The following is a 22,014-nucleotide window of genomic DNA, read 5'->3' on the forward strand; positions in this document are numbered from 1 at the left end:
ATGAGACATGTAACGCGGTGTCCGGTGAGGTTCTGCGGTGTCACAGCACCGCAGAACAAGACCGGACACCGCGTTACATGCGGGCCGAGCGCCCGTCAGACAGTCAGTGTCAGACCACTCTCGCCACGGTCGACGCGGACGTGACCACCGTCCGTCACCTGGCCGCCGATCAGCATCTTGGCCAGCTGGTCGCCGATCGCCGACTGCACCAGGCGGCGCAGCGGACGGGCGCCGTACGCCGGGTCGTAGCCGACGTCGGCCAGCCACTCCTTGGCGGCCTGGCTGACCTCGATGGTGATCCGTCGCACCGCGAGTCGCCTCTCCAGCGAGGCCAGCTGCAGGTCGACGATGTGCGTCAGCTGCTCCTTGGTCAGCGCCTCGAAGACCACGATCTCGTCCAGCCGGTTGAGCAGCTCGGGCTTGAAGCTCTGCCGGACCACCGCCATCACCGAGTCGCGCTGCTTCTCCGGCTCCAGGGTGGGGTCGGTGAGGAACATCGAGCCGAGGTTGCTGGTCATGATGATGATCGTGTTGCGGAAGTCGACCGTGCGTCCCTGGCCGTCGGTCAACCGGCCGTCGTCGAGCACCTGCAGCAGGATGTCGAAGACCTCCGGGTGCGCCTTCTCGACCTCGTCGAGCAGGACGACGGAGTACGGGCGCCGGCGGACCGCCTCGGTCAGCTGGCCGCCCTCGTCGTAGCCGATGTAGCCCGGAGGGGCACCGACCAGGCGCGCGACCGAGTGCTTCTCGCCGTACTCCGACATGTCGATGCGCACGATCGCGCGCTCGTCGTCGAAGAGGAAGTCGGCCAGTGCCTTGGCCAGCTCGGTCTTGCCCGTGCCGGTGGGCCCAAGGAAGAGGAAGGAACCGGTCGGCCGGTTCGGGTCGGCGATGCCGGCCCGGGAGCGGCGTACGGCGTCGGCGACGGCCGTGACAGCCTCCCGCTGGCCGATCAGCCGGCGCCCGATGACCTGCTCCATCTCGAGCAGCTTGGCGGTCTCGCCCTGCAGCATCCGGCCGGTCGGGATGCCGGTCCAGGCCTCGACGACCTCGGCGACCTGCTCGGCGCCGACCTCGTCGCCGACCAGCGGCTTGGTCTCCCCGCTCTCGAACGCCTTCTCGGTGTCCTTGGCCTGCTCGATCTGCCACTCCAGTGCCGGGATCCGTCCGTAGAGCAGCTCCGAGGCGCCGCCGAGGTCGCCCTCGCGCTGCAGCCGGTCGGCCTCGCTGCGCAACTGGTCGAGCTGGCGACGCAGCTCACCCTCGCCCTCGAGCGAGGACTTCTCCCGCTCCCAGCGGGCCTCCAGGCTGCGCAGCTCCTCCTCCCTGTCGGCGAGGTCCTGCTTGAGCGCCGCGAGCCGCTCCCGGGAGGCGTCGTCGCTCTCCTTGGCGAGTGCGAACTCCTCCATCTTCAGGCGGTCGACCTGGCGCCGCAGCTGGTCGATCTCCTCGGGGCTCGACTCGATCTCCATCCGGAGTCGCGAGGCGGCCTCGTCGATGAGGTCGATCGCCTTGTCGGGCAGCTGGCGGCCGGTGATGTAGCGATCGGAGAGCGTTGCCGCCGCGACGAGGGCCGCGTCGGTGATCCGCACCCCGTGGTGCGCCTCGTACTTCTCCTGGATCCCGCGCAGGATCTGGATCGTGTCCTCGACGGACGGCTCACCGACGAAGACCTGCTGGAAGCGGCGCTCCAGCGCCGGGTCCTTCTCGATCGACTCGCGGTACTCGTCCAGCGTGGTGGCGCCGATCATGTGCAGCTCTCCGCGCGCGAGCATCGGCTTGAGCATGTTGCCCGCGTCCATCTGGCTGTCGCCGCCGGCACCCGCGCCGACGACGGTGTGCAGCTCGTCGATGAAGGTGATCACGCGGCCCTCGGACTGCTTGATCTCCTCCAGCACGGCCTTGAGCCGCTCCTCGAACTCGCCGCGGAACTTCGCCCCGGCGACCATCGCCGCGAGGTCGAGGCTGAGCACCCGACGGCCCTTGAGGGAGTCAGGTACGTCGCCGGCGACCACGCGCTGCGCCAGGCCCTCGACGACGGCGGTCTTGCCGACGCCGGGCTCGCCGATGAGGACGGGGTTGTTCTTGGTCCGGCGGGAGAGCACCTGGATCACCCGACGGATCTCCTGGTCGCGACCGATCACCGGGTCGAGGCGACCCTCTTCCGCCGCCTCGGTGAGGTCGACCGAGTACTTCTCCAGCGCCTCGTAGGTGGACTCGGCGTCCTGGCTGGTGACGCGGCGGCTGCCGCGGATGGCGCTGAGCGACTCGCGCAGACCGTCGGCCGTGAGACCGGCCTCGGTCAGGACCCGCTTCGCGCTGCTGTCCACGGTGGCGATGCTGATCAGCAGGTGCTCGGTGGCGACGTACTCGTCCTTCATGGACTGGGCGAGCTCGAGAGCGCCGGCCAGGACGCGCGAGAGCACCCCGCTGCCGCTCGGCTGCCCCACCGTCTCGCCCGAGACCCGCGGCAGCGCGTCGCGCTGAGCGGCGGCGGCGCGCACCAGCGCGGGGGCGTCGGCGCCCGCCTTGCTGACCAGGTTCGCCGCGCTGCCGTCCTCCTGGAGGAGGAGCGCGACGAGGAGGTGGATCGGCTCGATCGTGGAGTTGCCGGCGGTGGTCGCCGACAGTTGGGCGGCCTCGATGGCCTCCCGGCTCTTGGTGGTGAACTTGTCGACCCCGAACTGACTCATCTGTGTCTGGTTCTCCTGCTGAGGTGTGGACGTGTGACCCAGCACGGTCGGTGGCTGTCGTCACCGACCAGTGTGCTGCTCACTGTGCCCAACACACCAGAAGTTGAGTCCATTCCACTCAACTTCGAACGTGCGCCGTCCCACATTCTCTGGTCAACTGGGACTATTCACCTGGCCCGGATGCACTACTCCTTCACGTCCACACAAGGAGTCTCATGCCGTTTCTCAGCTACGACCTGCCGGCCGGCGGTCGTCCGATCGTCCCGCCGTCGACGGCGCCGGCAGCCGGTGCCCGGACCCGCCTGCGGCAGTTGCTCCCGGTCGGCCTGCTCGTCGCAGCGGCCGGCGCCGGAGCCGCAGTCGCGTCCACGACGGGTGGCTCCCTGAGCGCCGAGGGTCGCGACGACACCGGCGGCCGGCCCAGCACCCAGGTCGGTCAGGCCGTCAGCCCCTCCCTCGTCCCGCCGACGCTCCTGAGGCGGTCGGACGCCGACCGCCCGGAGCTGACCTCGGCGGCGTACGTGCTGCCCTCGACGGGCCGGCACCGCGCGGCGACACCGGACGCGCACCGCACAGCGGGCACCGCGTCGACGGCCGCCGGAAAGCACCGCTCGGATGCCGACCGGCATCACGTCACGGCGCACCCGAGCGCGCACCCGAGTGTCGCGACGGCGCACCCGACGGCCACGACCACCGCGACCACCACCGCGACAGCCACCGCGACCACTGGTGCTGCCGAGTCCTCGAAGCCGACCGCCGAAGCCTCGAGCGCCGCCACCACCGAGGCGACGACGACGGGCCTGCTCACCGGTGTGGTCTCCACCGTCACCGGGGCCGTCGGAAGCCTCCTCGGCACCCGCTGAGCGACCTCACCCCTTCGGGGGCTCCGAGGTGTCCGCGGCCAGCGGAGCGGAGTGCTCGGGGAAGTCGGCGTCCGGGTCGTCGACCAGGCAGGCGCGGCAGAACCCGACGCCGAACGGGGTGAGCTGGATGGAGCGACGCACGACCCGGGTCGCCCGGGTGGCGTGCAGCGCGGCCAGCACATCGGGCTGGGCCTCCACCACCTGGTACTCCAACGGGTCCTTGAGTTGCTCGCGAGAGAACCAGATCAGCCCGAGCCGGAAGAGGTTGTTGAGGTAGGCCGGCACCTGGTCGACGTGCTTGAGGCCGGCCCGCGCACCGATCATGTTGAGCTGCGCGGCGATCAGGCTCGAACTCACCATGCCGCTGCGTACGTCGACGCTGGGCTGCGGACCGCCCTCGACCAACAGCACCAGGATGCGGGCCTCGTCGGGCGCGAGCTCGCCGAGGATCCGCGCGTACGCCGGGTGCGCGCCGTCGTCGTCCCACACGTCCCGGGAGCGGGCCAGCAGTGCCTCGCCCTGCTCCCGCAGCGAGCGGCGTGCCGCCAGGGCCTTCTCCTCGCGGCTGCGCGGGACCTCACGGTGCACCGGATGGCTCAGCGCCTGGCCGACTTGGGCGACGGCCTCACCGACCGTCATGCCGGAGCCGATGCCCTTGGCCAGGTCGGCCACCACGCCGGAGGCCGCTGCCACCCCCGCCGCGATGTCCACGGCCAGATGCGGCTTGGCCACGGCACCCGCGACCCGGCGCCCGGTGCGGACGCCCGCCACCATCCCCCACTGCGCGGTCCGCAGCCACGACGTCGCCGCCAGCCGGGCGATGCCCGGCAGCGCCTCGACGGCCGCGCCGCGACGTACTGCCGGCAGGCCCTCCTCCGGCACGTCGTCGTACTCGCTCACCGTCCTCCTCCCAGGCCGAAGATCGAGAGGTGGATGAAGCCACCCACCACGCCCATGATCGCGCCGTGCGCGTAGAGCATCCATTCATCCTCCCTGATGGCCGAGCGCATCATCTCCACGAAGTCGCGCGGCGGCAGCTCCTTGGTGCGCTGCGCTATCAGCACCTCGATCCTCTTCGACTGCTGTCGGCTGAACTCCTCGTCCCGGAAGGGGGTCAGCGTCCGGTCGACGGCCTCGGTGGCGAACCCGGTCTTGATCGCCTCGTACGAGCGCGGGCCGAGCGCGATCCGGGCCGCGCCACGCGCCAGACCGGCCGCTCTGTCGATCGCCGGGCCCAGCGCGGTCATCAGCATCTGCCGGGTGCGGTCTCCACTCGGCCCCTCGATCAGGAAGTCACCGATCTGCTCCAGGGTGATCACATCGTCGGCGATGATCTGCGCGTAGATCTCGGCGGCCTCGTCCTGGCGGCGCAGGAACAGGCCGTGGAACCTGATGCCGAGGTAGCGCTTCGGCTCGACCGGCTCGAAGATCAGCCACATGCCGAGCAGGTTGGTCAGCCAGCCGACGGCGATGCCGAGGATGGGCAGCAGGTACCACTGGTGGAACCAGTGGTCGATGAAGGCGACCGGGACACCGAAGAGGAAGCCGAAGACGAACCCGATGTTGACCATCGTGTTCAGCTCCTTCTGGCCGATGTCCTTGAAGACCCGCACGACCAGGTCGGGATGGGCGCGGAAGTGCTCGATCACCATGATCTTGGGATCCAGCAGCTGGTCGATGTGAGCACCGATCTCGTCGGTGATGCTGTGCACCACCCCGGGCAACTGGGCCTGGACCCGCGTCACGACCGCACGCTTGGCCGGCACCGGCAGGTCACGCCACGCGGCCGGGGTGGTGCGCCGCATGACGTCGTCGACCACTGCCGGGATCTCGGGCTCGAACATCGTGACGATGTGCTCGGCGATCCGGTCGGGCTCGAGCTGCTGGTAGAACTCCGCGGGCGTTCCCAGCTTGGCGATGGCCTTGTCGACGGCGATGCTGCCCATCTTGGCGGCCCGCGCTGGCACGATGCCCTGCCAGCCGATGCCGCCCTGCAGGATCCCGGGGACCTCCTGGATCTTGCGCGGCAGCAGGTGGGCGAGCTGGTCCATCCCCCTGATCCGCAGGCCGTGGAACCGGATCGGGTGGAAGAGCATGATCAGGCCGGTCCAGTTGATCAGCCAGCCGATCACGCCGGTGAAGACCGGGATGGACAGGAAGCCGATCCAGTCCCCGGCGGTGTCCAACCTGCTGAGGTTCCAGTCGACGTCGGCGAGATGGTGCTGGAGATGCTCGAACGTCGCTCTCACCGCCTTCGTCGGCCGCCGACGACGCCCCATGCCTCGTCGGCCGTGCCGGAGTGACACTAAGGCATGGCGCGCCCCGGGCGCGGCGGCGTCCTACTCGCGAGTCACCTCGACCGGGCGAAGGGCGGGCTCAAGCGGCGGGATGGCCGAGAAGATGCTGCTTGACCAGCGACATGTCCTCCTGGAGCGGTCGGAGGTGAGCCTCGGTCAGGCTCGCCAGCGCGTCGATCTTCGCCTCCAGCCGGTGCTCCACGCCGCCGATCTTCGCCTCCAGCCGCTGCTCCACGCCATCGATCTTCGCGTCCAGCCGCTGCTCCACGCCATCGATCTTCGCCTCCAGCCGCTGCTCCACGCCGCCGATCTTCGCGTCCAGCCGCTGCTCCACGCCATCGATCTTCACGTCCAGCCGCTGCTCCACGCCATCGATGCGATCGTCGAGGCTGTCGAACCGAGCGTCGAAGCGTGAGTTCAGGGCACGCCAGAACATCCCCAGCAGCGTGCCGACGCCGACCAGGGTGCTCACGACGATCGTGATCGTCTGCGCCCAGGAGCCCATGGGCTCAGGATAGGTGAGCAGCCGGCGAGGCGGGACCGACCGGGATCGGGCTGTGGAGAACTCAGCGACCCCGGCGCCAGACGACGACCGACTGGCCCACCTCGGGCGGCCGGATGGCCGGGACCCGGGAAGCCGGCGGCGACGTCCGGCGTACGGCGACCGCCTCGCGCAGCGCGTCGCGCGTCGCGGCCAGCTCGGCGGCGAGCTCCTCGTTGCGCGCCGACAGGGCCTCGACCTTGTTCTCCAGCTCGAGGATCCGGCGTACGCCCTCGATGCCGATCCCGGACCCGGTGAGGTCGGCGATGGTGCGCAGCAGCTCGATGTCGCGGTGCGAGTAGCGCCGACCACCGCCGCCGGTGCGTCCGGGCGTGATGAGGCCCATCCGCTCGTAGGTGCGCAGGGTCTGCGGGTGCAGCCCGGTCAGCTCGGCCGCCACCGAGATGACATAGACGGCCGCGTCGGGCGCAGGGGCGGGGGCCACCGGCCGACCGCCACCGTAGGAGGGGACGCGGGCGCTCATCACCGCGCGGCTTCGTCGAAGAGCTTGCTGCGCAGCGGCTTGTGGGCGGTGGCGGCCCGGTAGGCCTCGACCGCGGCGCGAGCATCCGCATCCAGCACAGCCGGCACCTGTACCTCCACGGTCGCCAGCAGGTCCCCCATGGTGCCGTCGGACTTGCGCGCCCCCTTGCCGCGGACCCGGAAGGTGCGGCCGTTCGGCGTACCCGCGGGGATCTTGAGCGTGACCGGCCCACCCGACAGCGTCGGCACCTTGACGTCGGCGCCCAGCGCGACCTCGTCGAAGGAGACCGGCACGTCGATGGTCAGGTTGTCGCCCTTGCGCCCGAAGACGCGGTGAGGCGTGACCCGGACCGTCACGTAGAGGTCACCGGCCGGGCCGCCGTTCTCCCCGGCGCCACCCTTGCCGCGCAGCCGGATCCGCTGGCCGTCCTTGACGCCGGCGGGGATGCGCGCCTGGATCGTGCGCGAGGACGCCCCACGACCGCTGCCGTGGCAGGTCGGGCACGGCTCGTCGTAGATGAGCTGGCGGCCGCCGCAGCGCGGGCAGGTCTCGTTCATCGAGAAGGCGCCGCCCACGCTCTGGGTGACGTAGCCCGCGCCCTCGCACTCGGGGCAGACCCGGGGCTTGGTGCCCGGCTTCCCACCGGTACCGGCGCAGTCGGGGCACGGCGCGTCGGAGGAGAGGCGCAGCGAGATGGTGACGCCCTCGAGCGAATCGGTGAAGCCGATCGTCGCCGTCGACTCGACGTCTTGGCCCTTGCTCGGCCGCTGCCGCGACTGACGCCGACCGGTGTTGCCGAAGAGGTCGCCGAACATGTCGCCGAAGCCGCCCCCGCCGGACTGACCACGGTCGCCGAAAAGGTCCTCGAAGTTGTAGCCGCGGCCGCCCGTGCTGCCGCCGGGGAAGCCACCGCCGGGGAAGCCGGCACCGCCGAAGCCGCCACCGTAGAGCGAGCGCATCTCGTCGTACTTCTTGCGCTTCTCGGGGTCACCGACGACGTCGTACGCCTCCGCGACCCGCTTGAACCGCTCGTGCTTGGCCGCGTCGTCGGGATTGGAGTCGGGGTGGTTCTCCCGCGCCAGCTTGCGGTAGGCCTTCTTGATCTCGTCGGCGCCGGCGTCCTTGGCGACGCCCAGCTCCTTGTAGAAGTCCTTGGTGGCCCAGTCGGACCGGTACTCCTCTGCCATTCCTTCTCCGCCTCGAAAAGTCACTCGGTTGCGCTCGAGGTGTCACCCCGTGACAGCCGAGGAAGCCACACAGCGACTTCTCGGCTGTCACAGAGTGACGTCTCGGGCTATTCGGGGTCGACCACCAGCACCTGCGCTGCCCTGACCACCCGATCGCCGATCCGGTAGCCGGCCTTCGCGAGCACCTTCACGGTGGTGACCTCGACCTCGGGATCGGTGCCCAGGTGGGACAGCGCCTCGTGCACCTGCGGGTCGAACGGCTCGCCCGCCTCGCCGAACTTGCTCAGTCCGAGGCTGGACACGATCCGCTCGAGCTGGTCGGCCACGGCCTTGAAGCCGCCCTCGACCTCGCCGTGCTCGCGGGCACGGTCGATCGTGTCGAGGACCTCCACGATGGGGGCCAGCACCTTGTACGTCGCGTTCTGCGCCACCAGCTCGCGATCGCGGTCGACACGCTTGCGGTAGTTGACGTACTCGGCCTGGAGCCGCTGGAGGTCACCGGTCAGCTCGTCGATCTTGGCGGTCAGGCCGTCGCCCTCGGGCTGACCGGCGGCCTCCTCCACCACGTCGGCGGCCGGAGCCGCGTCACCGAGCGAGGCCTCGACCTCGTCGCCGCCCACGGAGCCGGTGTCGGGCTCCGTGGGCTGGACGCCGTCCCGGCCGTCGGGCTCGGTCACTTCTCCTCGCCCGGCTCGTCGACGATCTCGGCATCGACGACATCGTCGTCGGCCTCGCCGGTCGCGCCGGTCGTGCCACCAGCGGCGGCCTGGTCGGCCTCGGCGGCGGCGTACATCGCGGCGCCCATCTTCTGGCTGGACTCACCGAGCTTGCTGATCGCCGCGGCGATCGCGTCCTTGTCGGCCTCGGCGTCCTCCAGGACCGCCTTGAGCGCGTCCAGGTCCGCCTGCACCTCGGTCTTCACCTCGTCGGGGACCTTGTCGTCGTTGTCGGCGAGGAACTTCTCGGTGGAGTAGACCAGCGAGTCGCCCTGGTTGCGGACCTCGACGGCCTCGCGCCGCTTGGCGTCCTCCTCGGCGTACTGCTCCGCCTCGCGGACCATCCGGTCGATCTCGTCCTTGCTCAGCGCCGAGCCGCCGGAGATCGTCATCGACTGCTCGCGGCCGGACGCCTGGTCCTTCGCCGAGACGTGCACGATGCCGTTCGCGTCGATGTCGAAGGTGACCTCGATCTTCGGCACGCCCCGCGGCGCCGGCGGGAGGCCGGTCAGCTCGAAGTTGCCGAGAGCCTGGTTCTGCGCCCAGATCGCGCGCTCGCCCTGCGCCACCTTGATCTCGACCGACGGCTGGTTGTCGTCGGCGGTGGTGAAGATCTCCGAGCGCTTGGTCGGAATGGTGGTGTTGCGCTCGATCAGCGTGGTGAAGACACCGCCCTTGGTCTCGATGCCGAGGCTCAGCGGGGTCACGTCGAGCAGCAGGACGTCCTTGACCTCACCCTTGAGGACACCGGCCTGCAGCGCCGCGCCGACGGCGACGACCTCGTCGGGGTTGACGCCCTTGTTGGGCTCCTTGCCGCCGAGCAGCTCCTTGACGACGTCGGTCACGGCCGGCATGCGGGTCGAGCCGCCGACCAGGACGACGTGGTCGATGTCCTTGATCGCGATCCCGGCGTCCTTCAGCACGCTCTGGAACGGCACCTTGGTGCGGTCGAGCAGGTCCGAGGTGATCTTCTGGAACTCGGCCCGGGTCAGCGTCTCCTCGAAGTGGAGCGGACCGTTCTCACCGTGGGTGATGTAGGGCAGGTGGATGGTGGTGTTCTGCGAGGACGAGAGCTCGATCTTCGCCTTCTCCGCCGCCTCCTGCAGCCGCTGCTGGGCGATCCGGTCCTGGGAGAGGTCGACGCCGTTCGCGTTCTTGAACTTGGTGACCATCCACTCCACGACACGGTTGTCCCAGTCGTCGCCACCGAGGTGGTTGTCGCCGCTGGTCGCCTTGACCTCGACGACGCCCTCGCCGATCTCCAGCAGCGAGACGTCGAACGTGCCGCCACCGAGGTCGAAGACGAGGATCGTCTGGTCCTCGCCCTTGTCCAGGCCGTACGCCAGCGCGGCAGCGGTCGGCTCGTTCACGATCCGGGCGACGTTGAGGCCCGCGATCTCGCCGGCCTCCTTGGTGGCCTGGCGCTGGGCGTCGTTGAAGTACGCCGGCACGGTGATGACCGCGTCGGTCACCGGCTCCCCGAGGTAGGCCTCGGCATCGCGCTTGAGCTTCTGCAGCACGAACGCGCTGATCTGCTGGGGGGTGAACTTCTTGTCATCGATCTCCACCGACCAGTCAGTGCCCATGTGGCGCTTGACCGAGCGGATGGTGCGGTCGACGTTGGTGACCGCCTGACGCTTGGCGACCTCGCCGACGAGGACCTCGCCGGACTTTGCGAAAGCGACGACGGAGGGGGTGGTGCGCGCGCCCTCCGCGTTCGCGATGACGGTGGGCTCGCCGCCCTCAAGAACCGACACCACGCTGTTGGTGGTGCCGAGGTCGATGCCGACCGCACGTGCCATGGGTGTTACCTCCGAAATGTTGTGGTGCTCTGCGGCCATCCTGACGCGCTGCGGCCAGTCTGACAAGCAACTTGAGTCTGTTCAACTCAACTTTGCTCATGTGCCGCAACGCACTCCGGCGGGACGGCATTCCCGTCGACCGTCGAACCGCTCAGCGCGCCGCCACCGGGAGGCCGCCGACGACCTTGAAGACGGTGCCGTTCGAGGTGGCCGCGGTGCCGACATGGGCACCGTGCACCACCGCCGTGTAGGCCGGCGCGATCGAGACGTTGGGCGCGAAGCACACCAGGGCGCCCGCATACGGGCTGATCGGGGCGATCTCCGCGTCGTACTGCGGGGTGCCCGGTCCGTTCGCCGGCGAGATCCAGCCACCGAACCACGACTGCTGCGCGTCGGCCTCCTGACCTGGGGCGACGCCCTCGAGGTCCTGGTACGGCGCCGCGTTGATGCCGAACCCCTGGGCGCCGGAGGCGGACGCCGCCGCAGCCGCCCGCAGGGCCGGCGCGACCAGGTCGCCGCCGTCGAAGACGAACCGGGTGGGCCAGGCGGGTGCGCGCCGTACGCACGGCTTGGACGTCGCGTCCTGCCAGCGGAAGCCGGCGGGCACGCTCAGCACGAGGTCGCCGTTCGCCGCTCGAGTGAGGCGGACCTGGCCCGACGGCGGGGTCGCGGAGAGGTGGTAGACCTGGTCCGCGCCGGCGACCGCGTAGACGATGTCGCTGAGGTAGAGCGCGTCGTGCGCCTTTCGCGCCGCCGCCGAGCGCGCCGCGGCGATCGCGCGCTTCTCGGCCTTGCGCCGGGCCTTCTTCGAGGTCGCGGCGTGCCTCAGCGCGACCGAGACGCGGCGAGCCGAGCGCCTGGCGTCCTTGCGGGCCGCCGCAGAGGTCCTGCCCTTGCCGGACACCGTGCGGTGCAGGACGCCGGTGCCGCTCGCCGTCTGGCTCGTGCTGACCGCGACGCCTGCGGCCCCGTCGGGACAGATGCCGGTGACCAGCCGGACGGAGGCACGGCCCTGGGTGAGGGTCAGCACGACCCGAGCGACATAGGCGTGCTTGTGCCGCCGAGTGACGCTCGGCCGGCTCCGCATCACCTTCGCCCTCGCCGGCGCATGCGCGTGCGCCTCGGCGACCACCTGGCTGGGGGCGCAGGCAGCACCCGCCGAGGCGGTCCCGGCGCCGGGGAGGATCGCGAGCATGCCCGCGAGCAGGGGGAGGACGGCGCCGACGGCGAGCGTCCTGGGTGAGCGGATGTGCATCGGGGTCCCGAGCCCTTCGTGCGGCGAGTCACCGGCCCGAACGGCCGGTCGCTCAGGGACTTACCCAGCCGCGGCTCGGCTCAACCGCAGACCGGTGTCGACCATGCTGGTGTGGGGCAGGTCGGCCACCGCTGCCAGCGGCACCCAGCGGGCCTCGTCGGTGGTGCCGTCGGTCTCGTTCGCGAGCGCGCCGCCGACGATGCGTGCGGAGAAGAAGACCCGGACCGCCTTGAGCGATCGTCCGGTGTCCGTGCGCCGCTCGGCCGGGTCGAACACGTCCGTCTCGATGCCGAGCAGCCCGGTGAGCTCGACGTCGTACCCGGTCTCCTCGCGGACCTCCCGGACCGCTCCCTCCTCGACCGTCTCGTGCAGCTCCACGCCACCGCCGGGCAACGTCCACCGCTTGCGCTTCTCCTCGTTCCACAGCGCCAGCAGCACCTCGGGCTCTCCCGGCCCCGTCGACGGGGCCGCTGCGGGGCCGCTCGAAGCACGCACGATCACGGCGTAGGCGGCCAGGCGGGTGTCGTACGCGGTGTAGTGCGGAGCCGGGTCCGGGGCGTGGGTCACCTGCCTATTGTCGCTGTATGAGCGTTCCGTCGTTGACCCTCCACGATCAGACCACCATCCCGCAGTTCGGCCTCGGCGTGTGGCAGGTGCCGCCGGGCGACACCGAGCGCGTGGTGAACGAGGCCCTCGAGCTGGGCTACCGCCACGTCGACACCGCCCAGATGTACGGCAACGAGGCAGGGGTCGGCGCCGCGATCGCCGCCTCCGGCCTCGCCCGCGACGAGATCTATGTGACCACCAAGCTGAACAACAGCTTCCACCAGCCGGCCAAGGCGCGCGAGTCGCTGGAGCGGTCGCTGAGCGACCTGCGACTCGACCAGGTCGACCTGTTCCTGATCCACTGGCCGCTGCCCACCCGGTACGACGGCGACTACGCGGCCACGTGGGCCGCCCTCGTCGAGCTGCGGGAGGCCGGACTGACCCGCTCGATCGGCGTCTCGAACTTCCAGCCCGCGCATCTGGACACGATCGTCGAGGCGACCGGGGTCGTGCCCGTGGTGAACCAGATCGAGGTGCATCCCTACTTCGACAACCCGGCCCGGCCCGCGACCCTCGCCCACGGCGCGCTGGTGCAGGCCTGGTCGCCGCTGGGCCAGGGCGGTGGCGAGCTGACCGACCCGGTGGTGACAGCGCTGGCGGGCAAGCACGGCAAGAGCCCCGCCCAGGTGGTGCTGCGCTGGCACCTGGACCGCGGCGACATCATCTTCCCCAAGTCGACGCACCGCGAGCGGTTGGCGGAGAACATCGACATCTTCGACTTCGCTCTCAGCGCCGACGAGGTCACCGCGCTGAACGCGCTGGACAAGGGGGAGACAGCGCGCACCGGTCCCAACCCGGACACGTTCGACTGGATCCCGAGCTGACCGATGGCAGACGCGTCCGCCGAGCTTCCCCGGGCGCCTCGGGAGGCTCGGCGGGCGCACCGGCCGTGCCTGTCCGCGCGATCAGCCGACCGTCACGCTGACCACGTTGGACACCAGGCCCGACGTGGTGTCGCGGACCCGGAACTTCTGCACGCCCAGCTGGCCGGTCTGCACGTACGTCGAGAACTGCCCGCCCGAGACGGCCGCGTCGACCGAGAGGAAGTCCTGCCAGGTGCCGTCGAGCTTGCGCTGCACCTGCAGGATCGCGCCCTCGCCACCCGGGTAGACGCCGCTGAGGTCGATCTGCTGCATCGGTGAGACGGACGTCTCGCCCGCCGAGAGCGTGATCTGCTTCGCCGCCGAGGTGGTGGCGGTCGGGGACTCGCTCGGCGTCGGCTCGTCGGTCGGCAGGGCCGTACCCGACTGCTGGGGCGCGAGCGTCACCAGCGGGTCGCTGGGCGTCGGCGTCGGGGTCGGCGTCGGCAGGTAGAGGGTCTGGTCGGCGGAGGACGAGCCGTTGCCGTCGCTCCCGATGCCCAGCACGTGGGACCCGACGAGGGTCACGACGCCCAGCACCAGGCCGACCGCGAGCGTCACCGAGACCAGCGCGATCAGGCCGGCGGTGATCGGGTGCTTCTCATCCTGGCGCGGCGGGTGTGGCACGGAGGTCCTTCCTCGAGCAGGTCGGGCTCATCCTCTCAGGCATCGCCAACCGGAGGCGAACCGCTGGTCACACCCGCTCGATGCTCTCGATCTCGTGCTGCAGCGCCACCTGGTCGCGGACGGCGCGACACGTCAGCGCGACCGGGACGGAGTGGGTGCTGCGCACCCGCACGACGTACCCCTGCCCGTCGTGGGCGAAGGTCGCGTCGGTGACCAGCCCCGAACTCCTCGCATCGCCGGTCTGCACTCGGGCGGCCAGACGGATTCCACCGGGCGTGGACAGACCGAGGTGGCGGCGCAGGGCTATCTCGGCGGCCTGGACCGGCATCGGATAGCAGCTGCGCCCCCGTAGGTGGTCGAGCTCGAGCTCGCCGGCGACGCGGGCCCTGGCGACGGCGACGGCGGACTCCGGATCGAGCCGGCCGTAGTAGAAGCCGTCCGGGGCCACGAGCATGTTCGCGGCGAACCGATCGCCGCCGAGGTGGGAGACCTCCCAGGTGTGCTCGGGCAGCGCACGTGCCAGCGCGGCGGCGACCGGGCGCCCACGCTCGGCACAGCAGGCGTCGTGGCGGCCGTGGGTGCAGACGGCGAACACCGGCTCACCGTGCGCCTCCAACCCCAGCGACCGGCCCGCCCGGAGGGCGGCGAGATCCAGGTCGAGCACCTCGCGCGGGTCGCCCAGCCGCGCTGTCTCCGTCCAGGAGTACGGCGCTCGCGCGTGCACGGCGAAGATCCGGCGCGTCGACCGCTCCGGCTCACCGGCCGTGGTCGGGGTGCGGCCCGGGCGGCGGATCAGCAGCAACCGGACCCCGGCCGCCTGGGCGTGTGCGCGCAGCTCCTCGCCGACGCCGTCGGGCAATCGGGCATCGCGCAGCGCGTTCACCCCCCACGGGCCAGGGTGCTCCAGCAGCAGGAAGGCGGACACGGTCGAGGCGCTGCCGGCCAGGCTCTCGGTCCGAGCCTCACTGGCGGCCGAGCAGCGGAACTCGCTCAGCGCGCCACCTCGAGCATCCCCTCACGGACCAGCCGTCGGCACAGCACGAGCCGGCTCTGCTCGTCGAGTCCCAGCTCCGCGGGCGCGAACCTGGCTGCGGCCCGGATCTGCTCCAGCGCCGGCCGGGTGAAGGCCGGCAGGGTGAGCACGCGGTCGCCGAGCAGCACCTCGAGCCGGTCGCCGTCCACCTCGCGCAGCACGCAGGGCCGACCGGGCCGGCGGCGCAGCGCGGTGTCGTCGGCGATCTCGGTGACGGCGTCGAGGAGGCCGCCGGCGAAGCGCGGGGTGCGCGCGGTCAGGAACCGGCGTACCTCCGCCTCGGCCGCCTGCTGCGCGTCCACGGCCTCGATCCGGTCCGCCAGCTCGCGCAGGCGCCTGGCCAGGCCCGTCTGGAGCACGGCCGGCTCCTCGAGGTAGCCGGCCGGCAGGTGCTCGTCAGGGGGCAGGACACCCTCGACCGTACGGCGCAGCAGTCCGCGCCACGTCAGCTGGTTGATCCCGATGGTGACGTGCAGCGAGACCGTCTGCTGGGTCCGCGCCGCGTGCGGCGTGCCCGTCGGGAGGTAGAGCGAGAGACCGGGCGCCATCGTGATCGCCTCGACGGTCGGACCGGCGTCGCGGGAGGTGGTGATCTCCCAGTCCTTGGTCCCGGCCGTCTGGAAGACGAAGACGTCGTGGGTGTCGCTGTGCACCGCGAACCCTTGGGAGCCCGGCGGCGTCAGGTAGGCGTTGGCCTGGCAGGGATGCCCCAGCTCCAGCTCGAGCTCGGCGACGAGGTCGGCGAGGGGCTGGTGGTAGCGGTGCAGACCCTGGAAGACGATGGTGGCGCCCTCACGGAACAGCGCCAGCGCCTTCGCCGGGTCGACCAGGCCGCTGAGCTGCTGGCCGGCGATGGTGGCGTGCCGGGTGAACCGCTTCTCGGGCAGGACGCTGCCGTCGCGCGCGATCCGCAGCGCGGGCGTGCGTAGCGCCGAGGAGGTCAGGAGCCTGTCGGCGTCCTCCAGCGAGAGCAGCCCCACCAGCGCGGCGGGGTCGGTGTGGTGCAGGTGCGTGCGGGACGCCCAGATCTTCTCGGTGAAGAGCCGGGCGTCCCCACTCAGCAGGTCGAGCGCGCTCAGGACAGGCCGCCCGCTGCGCCGTCGGTGCCGTCGGTGCCGTCGGTGCCGTCGCCGTCGGTGCCGTCGCCGTCGGTGCCGTCCGTGCCGTCGCCGTCGGTCCCGTCGCCGTCGGTGCCATCGGTGCCGTCGCCGTCGGTCCCGTCGCCGTCGGTGCCGTCCGTGCCGTCGCCGTCGGTGCCGTCCGTGCCGTCGCCGTCAGTGCCGTCGGTGCCGTCGCCGTCGGTGCCGTCGCCGTCGCTGCCACCCGGCTGGGCCGTGACGGCGGGGCTGCTGGCCGTCGTGGTGATGTCCTCGTCAGTGAGCGACTCGGCGGGAAGATCGGTCATGGCTGCCTCCAAGCAGGTCGGTGGGTTGATCGAGAGGTTGTCCGCTTGCGACGGTACCCACCCGGGCATACGCACACACGCGCGCCCATGCCCGGGAGCGGGATGCGGCATGCTGCGGTCATGGAGTTCCAGGACGTGGTACGCCGCCGCAAGATGGTGCGCCGATACACCGACCAGCCCGTTGCTCCCGAGCAGGTGGAGCGGGTGCTGAGCAACGCCGTACGCGCCCCGAACGCCGGCTTCTCGCAGGGGTGGTCGTTCCTGGTGCTCGACACTCCGGCCGACACCGCGCGCTACTGGGACCTCTTCGTCGGCGACGAGGAGTGGGAGGCCGACAGCTGGCTGCGCGGGATGCGCACCGCTCCGGTGCTGATCCTGCCCTGCTCGTCGAAGGCCGCCTACCTGAGCCGCTACGCGCAGAGCGACAAGGGCTGGACCGACGAGGACGAGGCCCGCTGGCCGATGCCCTACTGGCACATGGACACCGCGATGGCGGTGATGCTGATGCTCCAGACCGTCGTCGACGAGGGGCTCGGCGCCTGCTACTTCGGCATCCCGCCGCGACACGAGACCCAGGTGCGCGAGACCTTCGGCATCCCGGAGGCCTGGGATCCGATCGGGGTCGTCTCGATCGGCCATCCCGATGGCGGCGGCGCGAAGGGATCCCCCAGCCGTCGCCGGCGGATCCCGATGTCCGAGGTGGTCCACCACGGCCGGTGGTGAGCTCGATTCGGGCCTCCGTCCCGGTCGATTCGGGCCTCCGTCAACGCCGGCGGAACCAGCGCCGCCGGGGTGACGGCTCCGGCGCGGGCGGGCTCGCCGCCGCCCTCGCCGTACGCCGGGCGCGCCACGCGCTGATCGTCTCCTCCACATCGCGCGGCTGGGTGATCAGCGGCGGACCGGACGGGATCTGGTAGCGCGCCTGAAGCACCCTGGCGTTGAACTCCTCGACCAGCTCGCGCGCCGCCTGCTCGTGGACCTGTCGGTCGAGGAGGTCGTCGAGCTCGGCGTCGTCCTTGCGCAGCTGGATGCTCGGCGGCAGGACGACGAGGCGCTCACGCTCCACGAGCTTCTTCAACCACCAGTCCGGGTCGTGCTCCTCGCCGAGCCCCTCGACCGGCCGCCCGGCTCCAGGCAGGTCGTCGAACTCACCACGCGCGATCGCCTGCTGGATCTGCTGGTCTACCCAGGTGTGGATCTCGCGCTGGCGCCGGGCCGCCTCGGCCTTGGAGGCGGCGTCGCGCAGCGGCTCGATCCGGACCTCCTCGAACTCCTCCTCCGCCATGCCCACCAGCCTACGAGCGCTCCCCGCGGGCCGGCCTCGGCGTGTGTGACAGACGCCTCATCCGCCCTTGGCTACCCGCCGGTAGGCTCCGGCCATGACCTACAAGTCGCCCAAGGACTTCTTCGCTCCGCTGGCCGTGGGTGCGCCCGCCCCACTGCGCGAGATCCCGGCTCGGCCCAGCCGCGCGATCCACTTCTTCGACCCGAGCAACCCGAAGATGGTCGACAAGATCCCGCAGATGGTCGGCGGCGTCGACGTACTCCTGGGCAACCTCGAGGACGCGGTCAAGGCCGACAACAAGGTCGCCGCACGCGAGGGCCTGGTGCGGATCGCGAAGAGCACTACCTTCGGCCCCACCCAGCTGTGGACGCGGATCAACAGCCTGGACAGCCCCTGGGTCCTCGACGACCTGATCACCCTGGTCACCGAGATCGGCGACAAGCTCGACGTGATCATGGTGCCGAAGGTGCAGGGGCCTGAGGACATCCACTACGTCGACCGGATCCTCGCCCAGCTCGAGGCTCGGGCGCAGCTCAGCCGTCCGATCCTCATCCACGCCATCCTCGAGACCGCTCGCGGCGTGGCGAACGTCGAGGCGATCGCGCTGGCCAGTCCGCGGATGCAGGGCATCAGCCTCGGGCCGGCCGACCTCGCGGCCGACCGCAAGATGAAGACCACACGCGTCGGCGGCGGCCACCCCGGCTACCTCGTCCGCCAGGACCCGGTCGACGGCGACATCCACGGCCAGCGCGCCGTCTTCCAGCAGGACCTGTGGCACTACACCATCGCCAAGATGGTCGATGCCTGCGCCGAGGCAGGGATCTACCCCTACTACGGCCCGTTCGGCGACATCACCGACGTGGTCGCGGCCGAGGACCAGTTCCGCAACGCCTTCCTGCTCGGCTGCGTCGGCACCTGGTCGCTGCACCCCAAGCAGATCGAGATCGCCAACCGGGTCTTCTCCCCCAGCGTCGAGGACATCAGGCACGCCCGGCGGGTGGTCGCCGCGATGGGCGACGGCACCGGCGCCGTCATGCTCGACGGCAAGATGGAGGACGACGCCTCGCTCAAGCAGTGCCTGGTCCTCGTCGAGCTGGCCGAGGAGCTGGCCACCATCGATCCGCAGCTCAAGGAGCAGTACGACGCGATCGAGGTGGAGGCCTGATGAGCGAGCAGACGTTCCGCCCCCGCCGCTCGGTCCTCTACATGCCCAGCTCCAACGAGCGGGCGTTGGAGAAGGCCAAGACGCTGCCCGTCGATGCGCTCATCCTCGACCTCGAGGACGCCGTCGCCCCCGACGCCAAGGCAGCCGCCCGGGCCAACGCGGTGGCCGCCGTGCAGAGCGGGGAGTACGGCGCCAAGGAGCTCACCATCCGGATCAACGGGATCGGCACGCAGTGGCACGCCGCCGACATCGCCGCGGCTGCCGCCGCCGGCCCCGACGCCATCGTCGTACCCAAGGTGAACACCGCCGAGCAGGTCCGCGGCCTGGTGACGGCGCTCGAGTGGGCCGGCGCGCCCGAGCACACGAGGCTGTGGGCGATGATCGAGACGCCGGAGGCGATCTTCAACGCGCGCGAGATCGCCGCGGCCCACGAGCGGCTCACCGTCCTGGTGCTCGGCACCAACGACCTGGTCAAGGAGCTGTACGTCGAGCACGTTCCGGGACGCACCAACCTCGTGACCGCACTGCAGCTCGCCGTCCTCGCGGCCCGTGCCACGGGCACGGCGGTCCTGGACGGCGTCTACAACGACGTCAAGGACCTCGACGGCTACCTCGCCGAGGTCGCCCAGGGCCGTGACTTCGGCTTCGACGGCAAGACGATCATCCACCCCGGCCAGATCGAGGGCGCCAACGCCGGCTTCGCTCCGGATGCCGCGGCCGTCGAGAACGCCCAGGGATTGATCGCCGCGTGGGAGGAGGGCGCGGGCAAGGGCGTCGTCACCTACAACGGCAAGATGGTCGAGAGCCTCCACGTCGAGTCGGCCCGCCGCACGCTCGCCATCGCCGAGGCCATCGCCGCCCTCCCCTGACCCGCCGAGACGTCACCTTTCGCAGGTCGAGTGTCCATGGGGGGGACGGACACTCGACCTGCGAAAGGTGACGTCTCGGCGTTTGTGCCTCATACCGCAAGCGCTGAATCTCACATAATAAGATTTGAATCTCATTTTGTGGGACAACGGTCTTTACTGAGCGGGTGCCCGCGAACGTCGTTGATCCCCTGTCCGTCAGCGAGTCCCGTCGCTGGGCGATGCTCGCTGCCAGCACGTTCGCCCAGGCCGCCGGCGTGGTCGCGAACAACGGCGTCGCCTACCTCATCCCCACCCTGCACCGGCACGAGGGCTACTCCCTCTCGACCGCCGGCGCCATCGCTGCGGCGCCGTCCTTCGGCGTGATGGCGGCGCTCGTCGGCTGGGGCTGGCTCGCCGACCACCGCGGCGAACGCGTGGTGCTGCTCGCCGGCGCCGGCCTGACGACCGTCTTCAGTGCGGCCGCCGCCCTCTCGCACGGTGTCGCCCTGCTGTGGCTGTTCCTCTTCCTCGGTGGCGCGGCCTCGGCGGCGGCCAACTCCGCTTCGGGCCGGGTGGTGGTGGGCTGGTTCCCGCCGCACCGGCGCGGGCTGGCGATGGGCATCCGGCAGATGGGCCAGCCGATGGGCATGGCGATCGCCGCCGTCACGATCGCCCTGGTCGCCGCTCACCACGGTGTGCACGCGGCATTGTGGGTGCCGGCGATCGGTTGCCTGGTCGCCGCGGCCGCCGTCGCCCTGGTGGTGCTGGATCCGCCGAGGCCGCCGCGCCGCGCCGGCAGCGCCCCGAACCCGTACCGGCAGGACTCCTACCTGGCCCGCATCCACGGCGTCTCGGTGCTGCTGGTCGTGCCCCAGTTCGTCATCGGGACGTTCATGCTGCTGTGGCTCACCGACGCGCGCGGGTGGAGCACTGGCGCGGCCGGTGCGCTGGTCGCCGTCGCCAACATCCTGGGAGCCGTCGGCCGGATCGCCGTCGGACACCTCTCCGATCTGGCCGGCAACCGGATGGGGCCGTTGCGCTGGGTGGCCGTGGCGGCCTGCGCGGTGATGGTCCTCCTCGGCATCACCGCCGGCCTGGACTGGGTCGTCGCCGTGCCGCTGATCGTGCTGGCCTCCGTGCTCACCGTGGCCGACAACGGCCTGGCGTTCACGGCGGTGGCCGAGCGCGCCGGGCCGTTCTGGTCGGGTCGCGCGCTGGGCCTGCAGAACACGGCGCAATTCCTCACCGCCGCTGCCGCGGCCCCGATCGGCGGCCTGGCGATCGCCCACCTCGGCTACGCCTGGACGTACGTGCTCACCGGCGTCCTGCCGATGCTCGCCGTCGGGCTGGTGCCGGTCCGCGGGGAGCGACGGGTCAGCTGATCAGCCGGCCCGGGTCGCCAGGTGGCGCTTGGCCAGCAGCGAGACCAGGTCGTAGGCCACGTGCGAGGCGGCGATGCCCGTGATCTCCGCATGGTCGTACGGCGGGGACACCTCGACCACGTCCGCGCCGATCAGGTTCAACCCGTCCAGCCCCCGCAGGATCTCGAGCAGCTCGCGTGAGGTCATGCCGCCGGCTTCCGGGGTGCCCGTGCCGGGGGCGTGTGCGGGGTCGAGCACGTCGATGTCGACGGAGACGTAGAGAGGTCGCTCACCGATCCGCTGCCGGACCCGGTCGATCACCTCGACCACGCCCTGGTGGTAGACGTCGGCGGCCGTGACGATGCCGAAGCCGAAGCGGCGGTCGTCCTCCAGATCCTTCTTGCCGTAGAGCGGTCCGCGCGTACCGAGGTGGCAGAGCGCCTCGGTGTCGAGGATGCCCTCCTCGAAGGCGCGGCGGAACGGCGTGCCGTGCGTGTAGTCGGCGCCGAAGTAGGTGTCCCAGGTGTCGAGGTGGGCGTCGAAGTGCAGGAGCGCGATCTCGCCGTGCTGGGCCTTGGCCGCCCGCAGCAGCGCCAGCGTGATGGTGTGGTCGCCGCCGACGGTGAGCAGCCGGGTCCCGTCGGCGGTGAGCTCACGCGCCGTCGCCTCGACGGTGTCGAGCGCCTCGCGGATGTCGAACGGGTTCACCGCGACGTCGCCGGCGTCGGCGACCTGGGCGACCTCGAACGGGGAGACGTCCAGACCCGGGTGGTAGGGCCGCAGCAGCCGCGAGGACTCGCGTACGTGCGCCGGCGCGAACCGCGCGCCGGGACGGTAGGACACACCCGCGTCGAACGGCACGCCGGCGACCACGATGTCGGCGCTGCCGACCTCGTCGAGGCGGGGAAGCCGGGCGAAGGTCGCCGGTCCGGCGAAGCGCGGGACGCGGGAGCTGTCGGTGGGCCCGAGAGGAGTCGTCATGTCAG

The 22,014-nt window shown here is 71.1% G+C and carries 22 protein-coding genes; 6 read left to right on the top strand and 16 right to left on the bottom strand.

Annotation, left to right across the window (positions count from 1 at the left end; all coding sequences use genetic code 11):
• Nucleotides 1-95: 95 nt before the first annotated feature.
• Nucleotides 96-2,693, bottom strand: a complete 2,598-nt coding sequence (clpB, locus tag P5P86_RS00250; RefSeq protein ID WP_280609263.1) for an ATP-dependent chaperone ClpB — start codon at nt 2,691-2,693, stop codon at nt 96-98.
• 215 nt (nt 2,694-2,908) lie between these two features.
• Between clpB and P5P86_RS00255 the strand changes: the two genes are divergently transcribed.
• The gene (locus P5P86_RS00255) at nt 2,909-3,556 is read left to right on the top strand and encodes a hypothetical protein (protein ID WP_280609264.1); all 648 of its coding nucleotides are present in this window, start codon (nt 2,909-2,911) and stop codon (nt 3,554-3,556) included.
• Between the two features lie 6 nt (nt 3,557-3,562).
• Here P5P86_RS00255 and P5P86_RS00260 read toward each other — a convergent pair whose 3' ends face one another.
• From P5P86_RS00260 to P5P86_RS00300, 9 genes are all read right to left on the bottom strand, one after another.
• Nucleotides 3,563-4,456, bottom strand: coding sequence for an Abi-alpha family protein (locus P5P86_RS00260; RefSeq protein ID WP_280609265.1), 894 nt, complete (start codon nt 4,454-4,456; stop codon nt 3,563-3,565).
• Nucleotides 4,453-5,805, bottom strand: coding sequence for a DUF445 domain-containing protein (locus P5P86_RS00265; RefSeq protein ID WP_280609266.1), 1,353 nt, complete (start codon nt 5,803-5,805; stop codon nt 4,453-4,455). Before P5P86_RS00265 ends, P5P86_RS00260 begins: the two co-directional genes overlap by 4 nt.
• A gap of 127 nt (nt 5,806-5,932) precedes the next feature.
• Nucleotides 5,933-6,358 (bottom strand): hypothetical protein, encoded by a 426-nt coding sequence (locus P5P86_RS00270; RefSeq protein ID WP_280609267.1) that lies wholly within the window; start codon nt 6,356-6,358, stop codon nt 5,933-5,935.
• A 61-nt stretch (nt 6,359-6,419) separates the two neighbouring features.
• Complete coding sequence (locus P5P86_RS00275; RefSeq protein ID WP_280609268.1) at nt 6,420-6,878, bottom strand: heat shock protein transcriptional repressor HspR; 459 nt, start codon at nt 6,876-6,878, stop codon at nt 6,420-6,422.
• Nucleotides 6,878-8,065, bottom strand: a complete 1,188-nt coding sequence (dnaJ, locus tag P5P86_RS00280) for a molecular chaperone DnaJ (protein ID WP_280609269.1) — start codon at nt 8,063-8,065, stop codon at nt 6,878-6,880. Before dnaJ ends, P5P86_RS00275 begins: the two co-directional genes overlap by 1 nt.
• A 107-nt stretch (nt 8,066-8,172) precedes the next feature.
• The gene (gene grpE / locus P5P86_RS00285; RefSeq protein WP_280609270.1) at nt 8,173-8,742 is read right to left on the bottom strand and encodes a nucleotide exchange factor GrpE; all 570 of its coding nucleotides are present in this window, start codon (nt 8,740-8,742) and stop codon (nt 8,173-8,175) included.
• Entirely contained in the window at nt 8,739-10,583 is a 1,845-nt protein-coding gene (gene dnaK, locus P5P86_RS00290; RefSeq protein ID WP_280609271.1) for a molecular chaperone DnaK, read from the bottom strand. Before dnaK ends, grpE begins: the two co-directional genes overlap by 4 nt.
• A 151-nt stretch (nt 10,584-10,734) precedes the next feature.
• Nucleotides 10,735-11,838 carry a hypothetical protein gene (locus tag P5P86_RS00295; protein WP_280609272.1) on the bottom strand — a complete coding sequence of 368 codons (1,104 nt, stop codon included), beginning with the start codon at nt 11,836-11,838 and terminating at the stop codon, nt 10,735-10,737.
• 60 nt (nt 11,839-11,898) lie between these two features.
• Complete coding sequence (locus tag P5P86_RS00300) at nt 11,899-12,405, bottom strand: NUDIX hydrolase (protein WP_280609273.1); 507 nt, start codon at nt 12,403-12,405, stop codon at nt 11,899-11,901.
• A gap of 17 nt (nt 12,406-12,422) precedes the next feature.
• Between P5P86_RS00300 and P5P86_RS00305 the strand changes: the two genes are divergently transcribed.
• A complete protein-coding gene (locus P5P86_RS00305; RefSeq protein ID WP_280609274.1) occupies nt 12,423-13,268 on the top strand; it encodes an aldo/keto reductase in 846 nt (281 codons plus the stop codon).
• An 81-nt stretch (nt 13,269-13,349) separates the two neighbouring features.
• Here P5P86_RS00305 and P5P86_RS00310 read toward each other — a convergent pair whose 3' ends face one another.
• The 4 genes from P5P86_RS00310 to P5P86_RS00325 all read right to left on the bottom strand — a co-directional run bounded on the left by P5P86_RS00310 (nt 13,350) and on the right by P5P86_RS00325 (nt 16,369).
• Nucleotides 13,350-13,931 carry a hypothetical protein gene (locus tag P5P86_RS00310; protein WP_280609275.1) on the bottom strand — a complete coding sequence of 194 codons (582 nt, stop codon included), beginning with the start codon at nt 13,929-13,931 and terminating at the stop codon, nt 13,350-13,352.
• 67 nt (nt 13,932-13,998) lie between these two features.
• On the bottom strand, nt 13,999-14,925 hold the full coding sequence (locus tag P5P86_RS00315) for a ferredoxin family protein (protein ID WP_446724948.1): 927 nt from the start codon (nt 14,923-14,925) through the stop codon (nt 13,999-14,001).
• Nucleotides 14,922-15,944, bottom strand: a complete 1,023-nt coding sequence (locus tag P5P86_RS00320; RefSeq protein WP_280609277.1) for a JmjC domain-containing protein — start codon at nt 15,942-15,944, stop codon at nt 14,922-14,924. Before P5P86_RS00320 ends, P5P86_RS00315 begins: the two co-directional genes overlap by 4 nt.
• A gap of 95 nt (nt 15,945-16,039) precedes the next feature.
• Nucleotides 16,040-16,369, bottom strand: coding sequence for a hypothetical protein (locus tag P5P86_RS00325; RefSeq protein ID WP_280609278.1), 330 nt, complete (start codon nt 16,367-16,369; stop codon nt 16,040-16,042).
• Nucleotides 16,370-16,489: 120 nt separating this feature from the next.
• Between P5P86_RS00325 and P5P86_RS00330 the strand changes: the two genes are divergently transcribed.
• Entirely contained in the window at nt 16,490-17,092 is a 603-nt protein-coding gene (locus P5P86_RS00330) for a nitroreductase family protein (protein WP_280609280.1), read from the top strand.
• Between the two features lie 40 nt (nt 17,093-17,132).
• Here P5P86_RS00330 and P5P86_RS00335 read toward each other — a convergent pair whose 3' ends face one another.
• On the bottom strand, nt 17,133-17,654 hold the full coding sequence (locus P5P86_RS00335) for a DnaJ family domain-containing protein (RefSeq protein ID WP_280609281.1): 522 nt from the start codon (nt 17,652-17,654) through the stop codon (nt 17,133-17,135).
• Nucleotides 17,655-17,748: 94 nt separating this feature from the next.
• On the opposite strand from P5P86_RS00335, the gene P5P86_RS00340 reads away from it, so the two are divergent.
• From P5P86_RS00340 to P5P86_RS00350, 3 genes are all read left to right on the top strand, one after another.
• Nucleotides 17,749-18,819 carry an HpcH/HpaI aldolase/citrate lyase family protein gene (locus P5P86_RS00340; RefSeq protein ID WP_280609282.1) on the top strand — a complete coding sequence of 357 codons (1,071 nt, stop codon included), beginning with the start codon at nt 17,749-17,751 and terminating at the stop codon, nt 18,817-18,819.
• A complete protein-coding gene (locus P5P86_RS00345) occupies nt 18,819-19,688 on the top strand; it encodes an HpcH/HpaI aldolase/citrate lyase family protein (protein WP_280609283.1) in 870 nt (289 codons plus the stop codon). The genes P5P86_RS00340 and P5P86_RS00345 overlap by 1 nt, the downstream gene beginning before the upstream one ends.
• 164 nt (nt 19,689-19,852) lie before the next feature.
• Entirely contained in the window at nt 19,853-21,049 is a 1,197-nt protein-coding gene (locus P5P86_RS00350; protein ID WP_280609284.1) for an MFS transporter, read from the top strand.
• On the opposite strand, the gene speB is transcribed toward P5P86_RS00350, so the two are convergent.
• Complete coding sequence (gene speB / locus P5P86_RS00355; RefSeq protein ID WP_280609285.1) at nt 21,050-22,009, bottom strand: agmatinase; 960 nt, start codon at nt 22,007-22,009, stop codon at nt 21,050-21,052.
• Nucleotides 22,010-22,014: the final 5 nt, after the last annotated feature.

The sequence above is a fragment of the Nocardioides sp. BP30 genome, assembly GCF_029873215.1.
In the GTDB taxonomy this organism is placed as follows: domain Bacteria; phylum Actinomycetota; class Actinomycetes; order Propionibacteriales; family Nocardioidaceae; genus Nocardioides.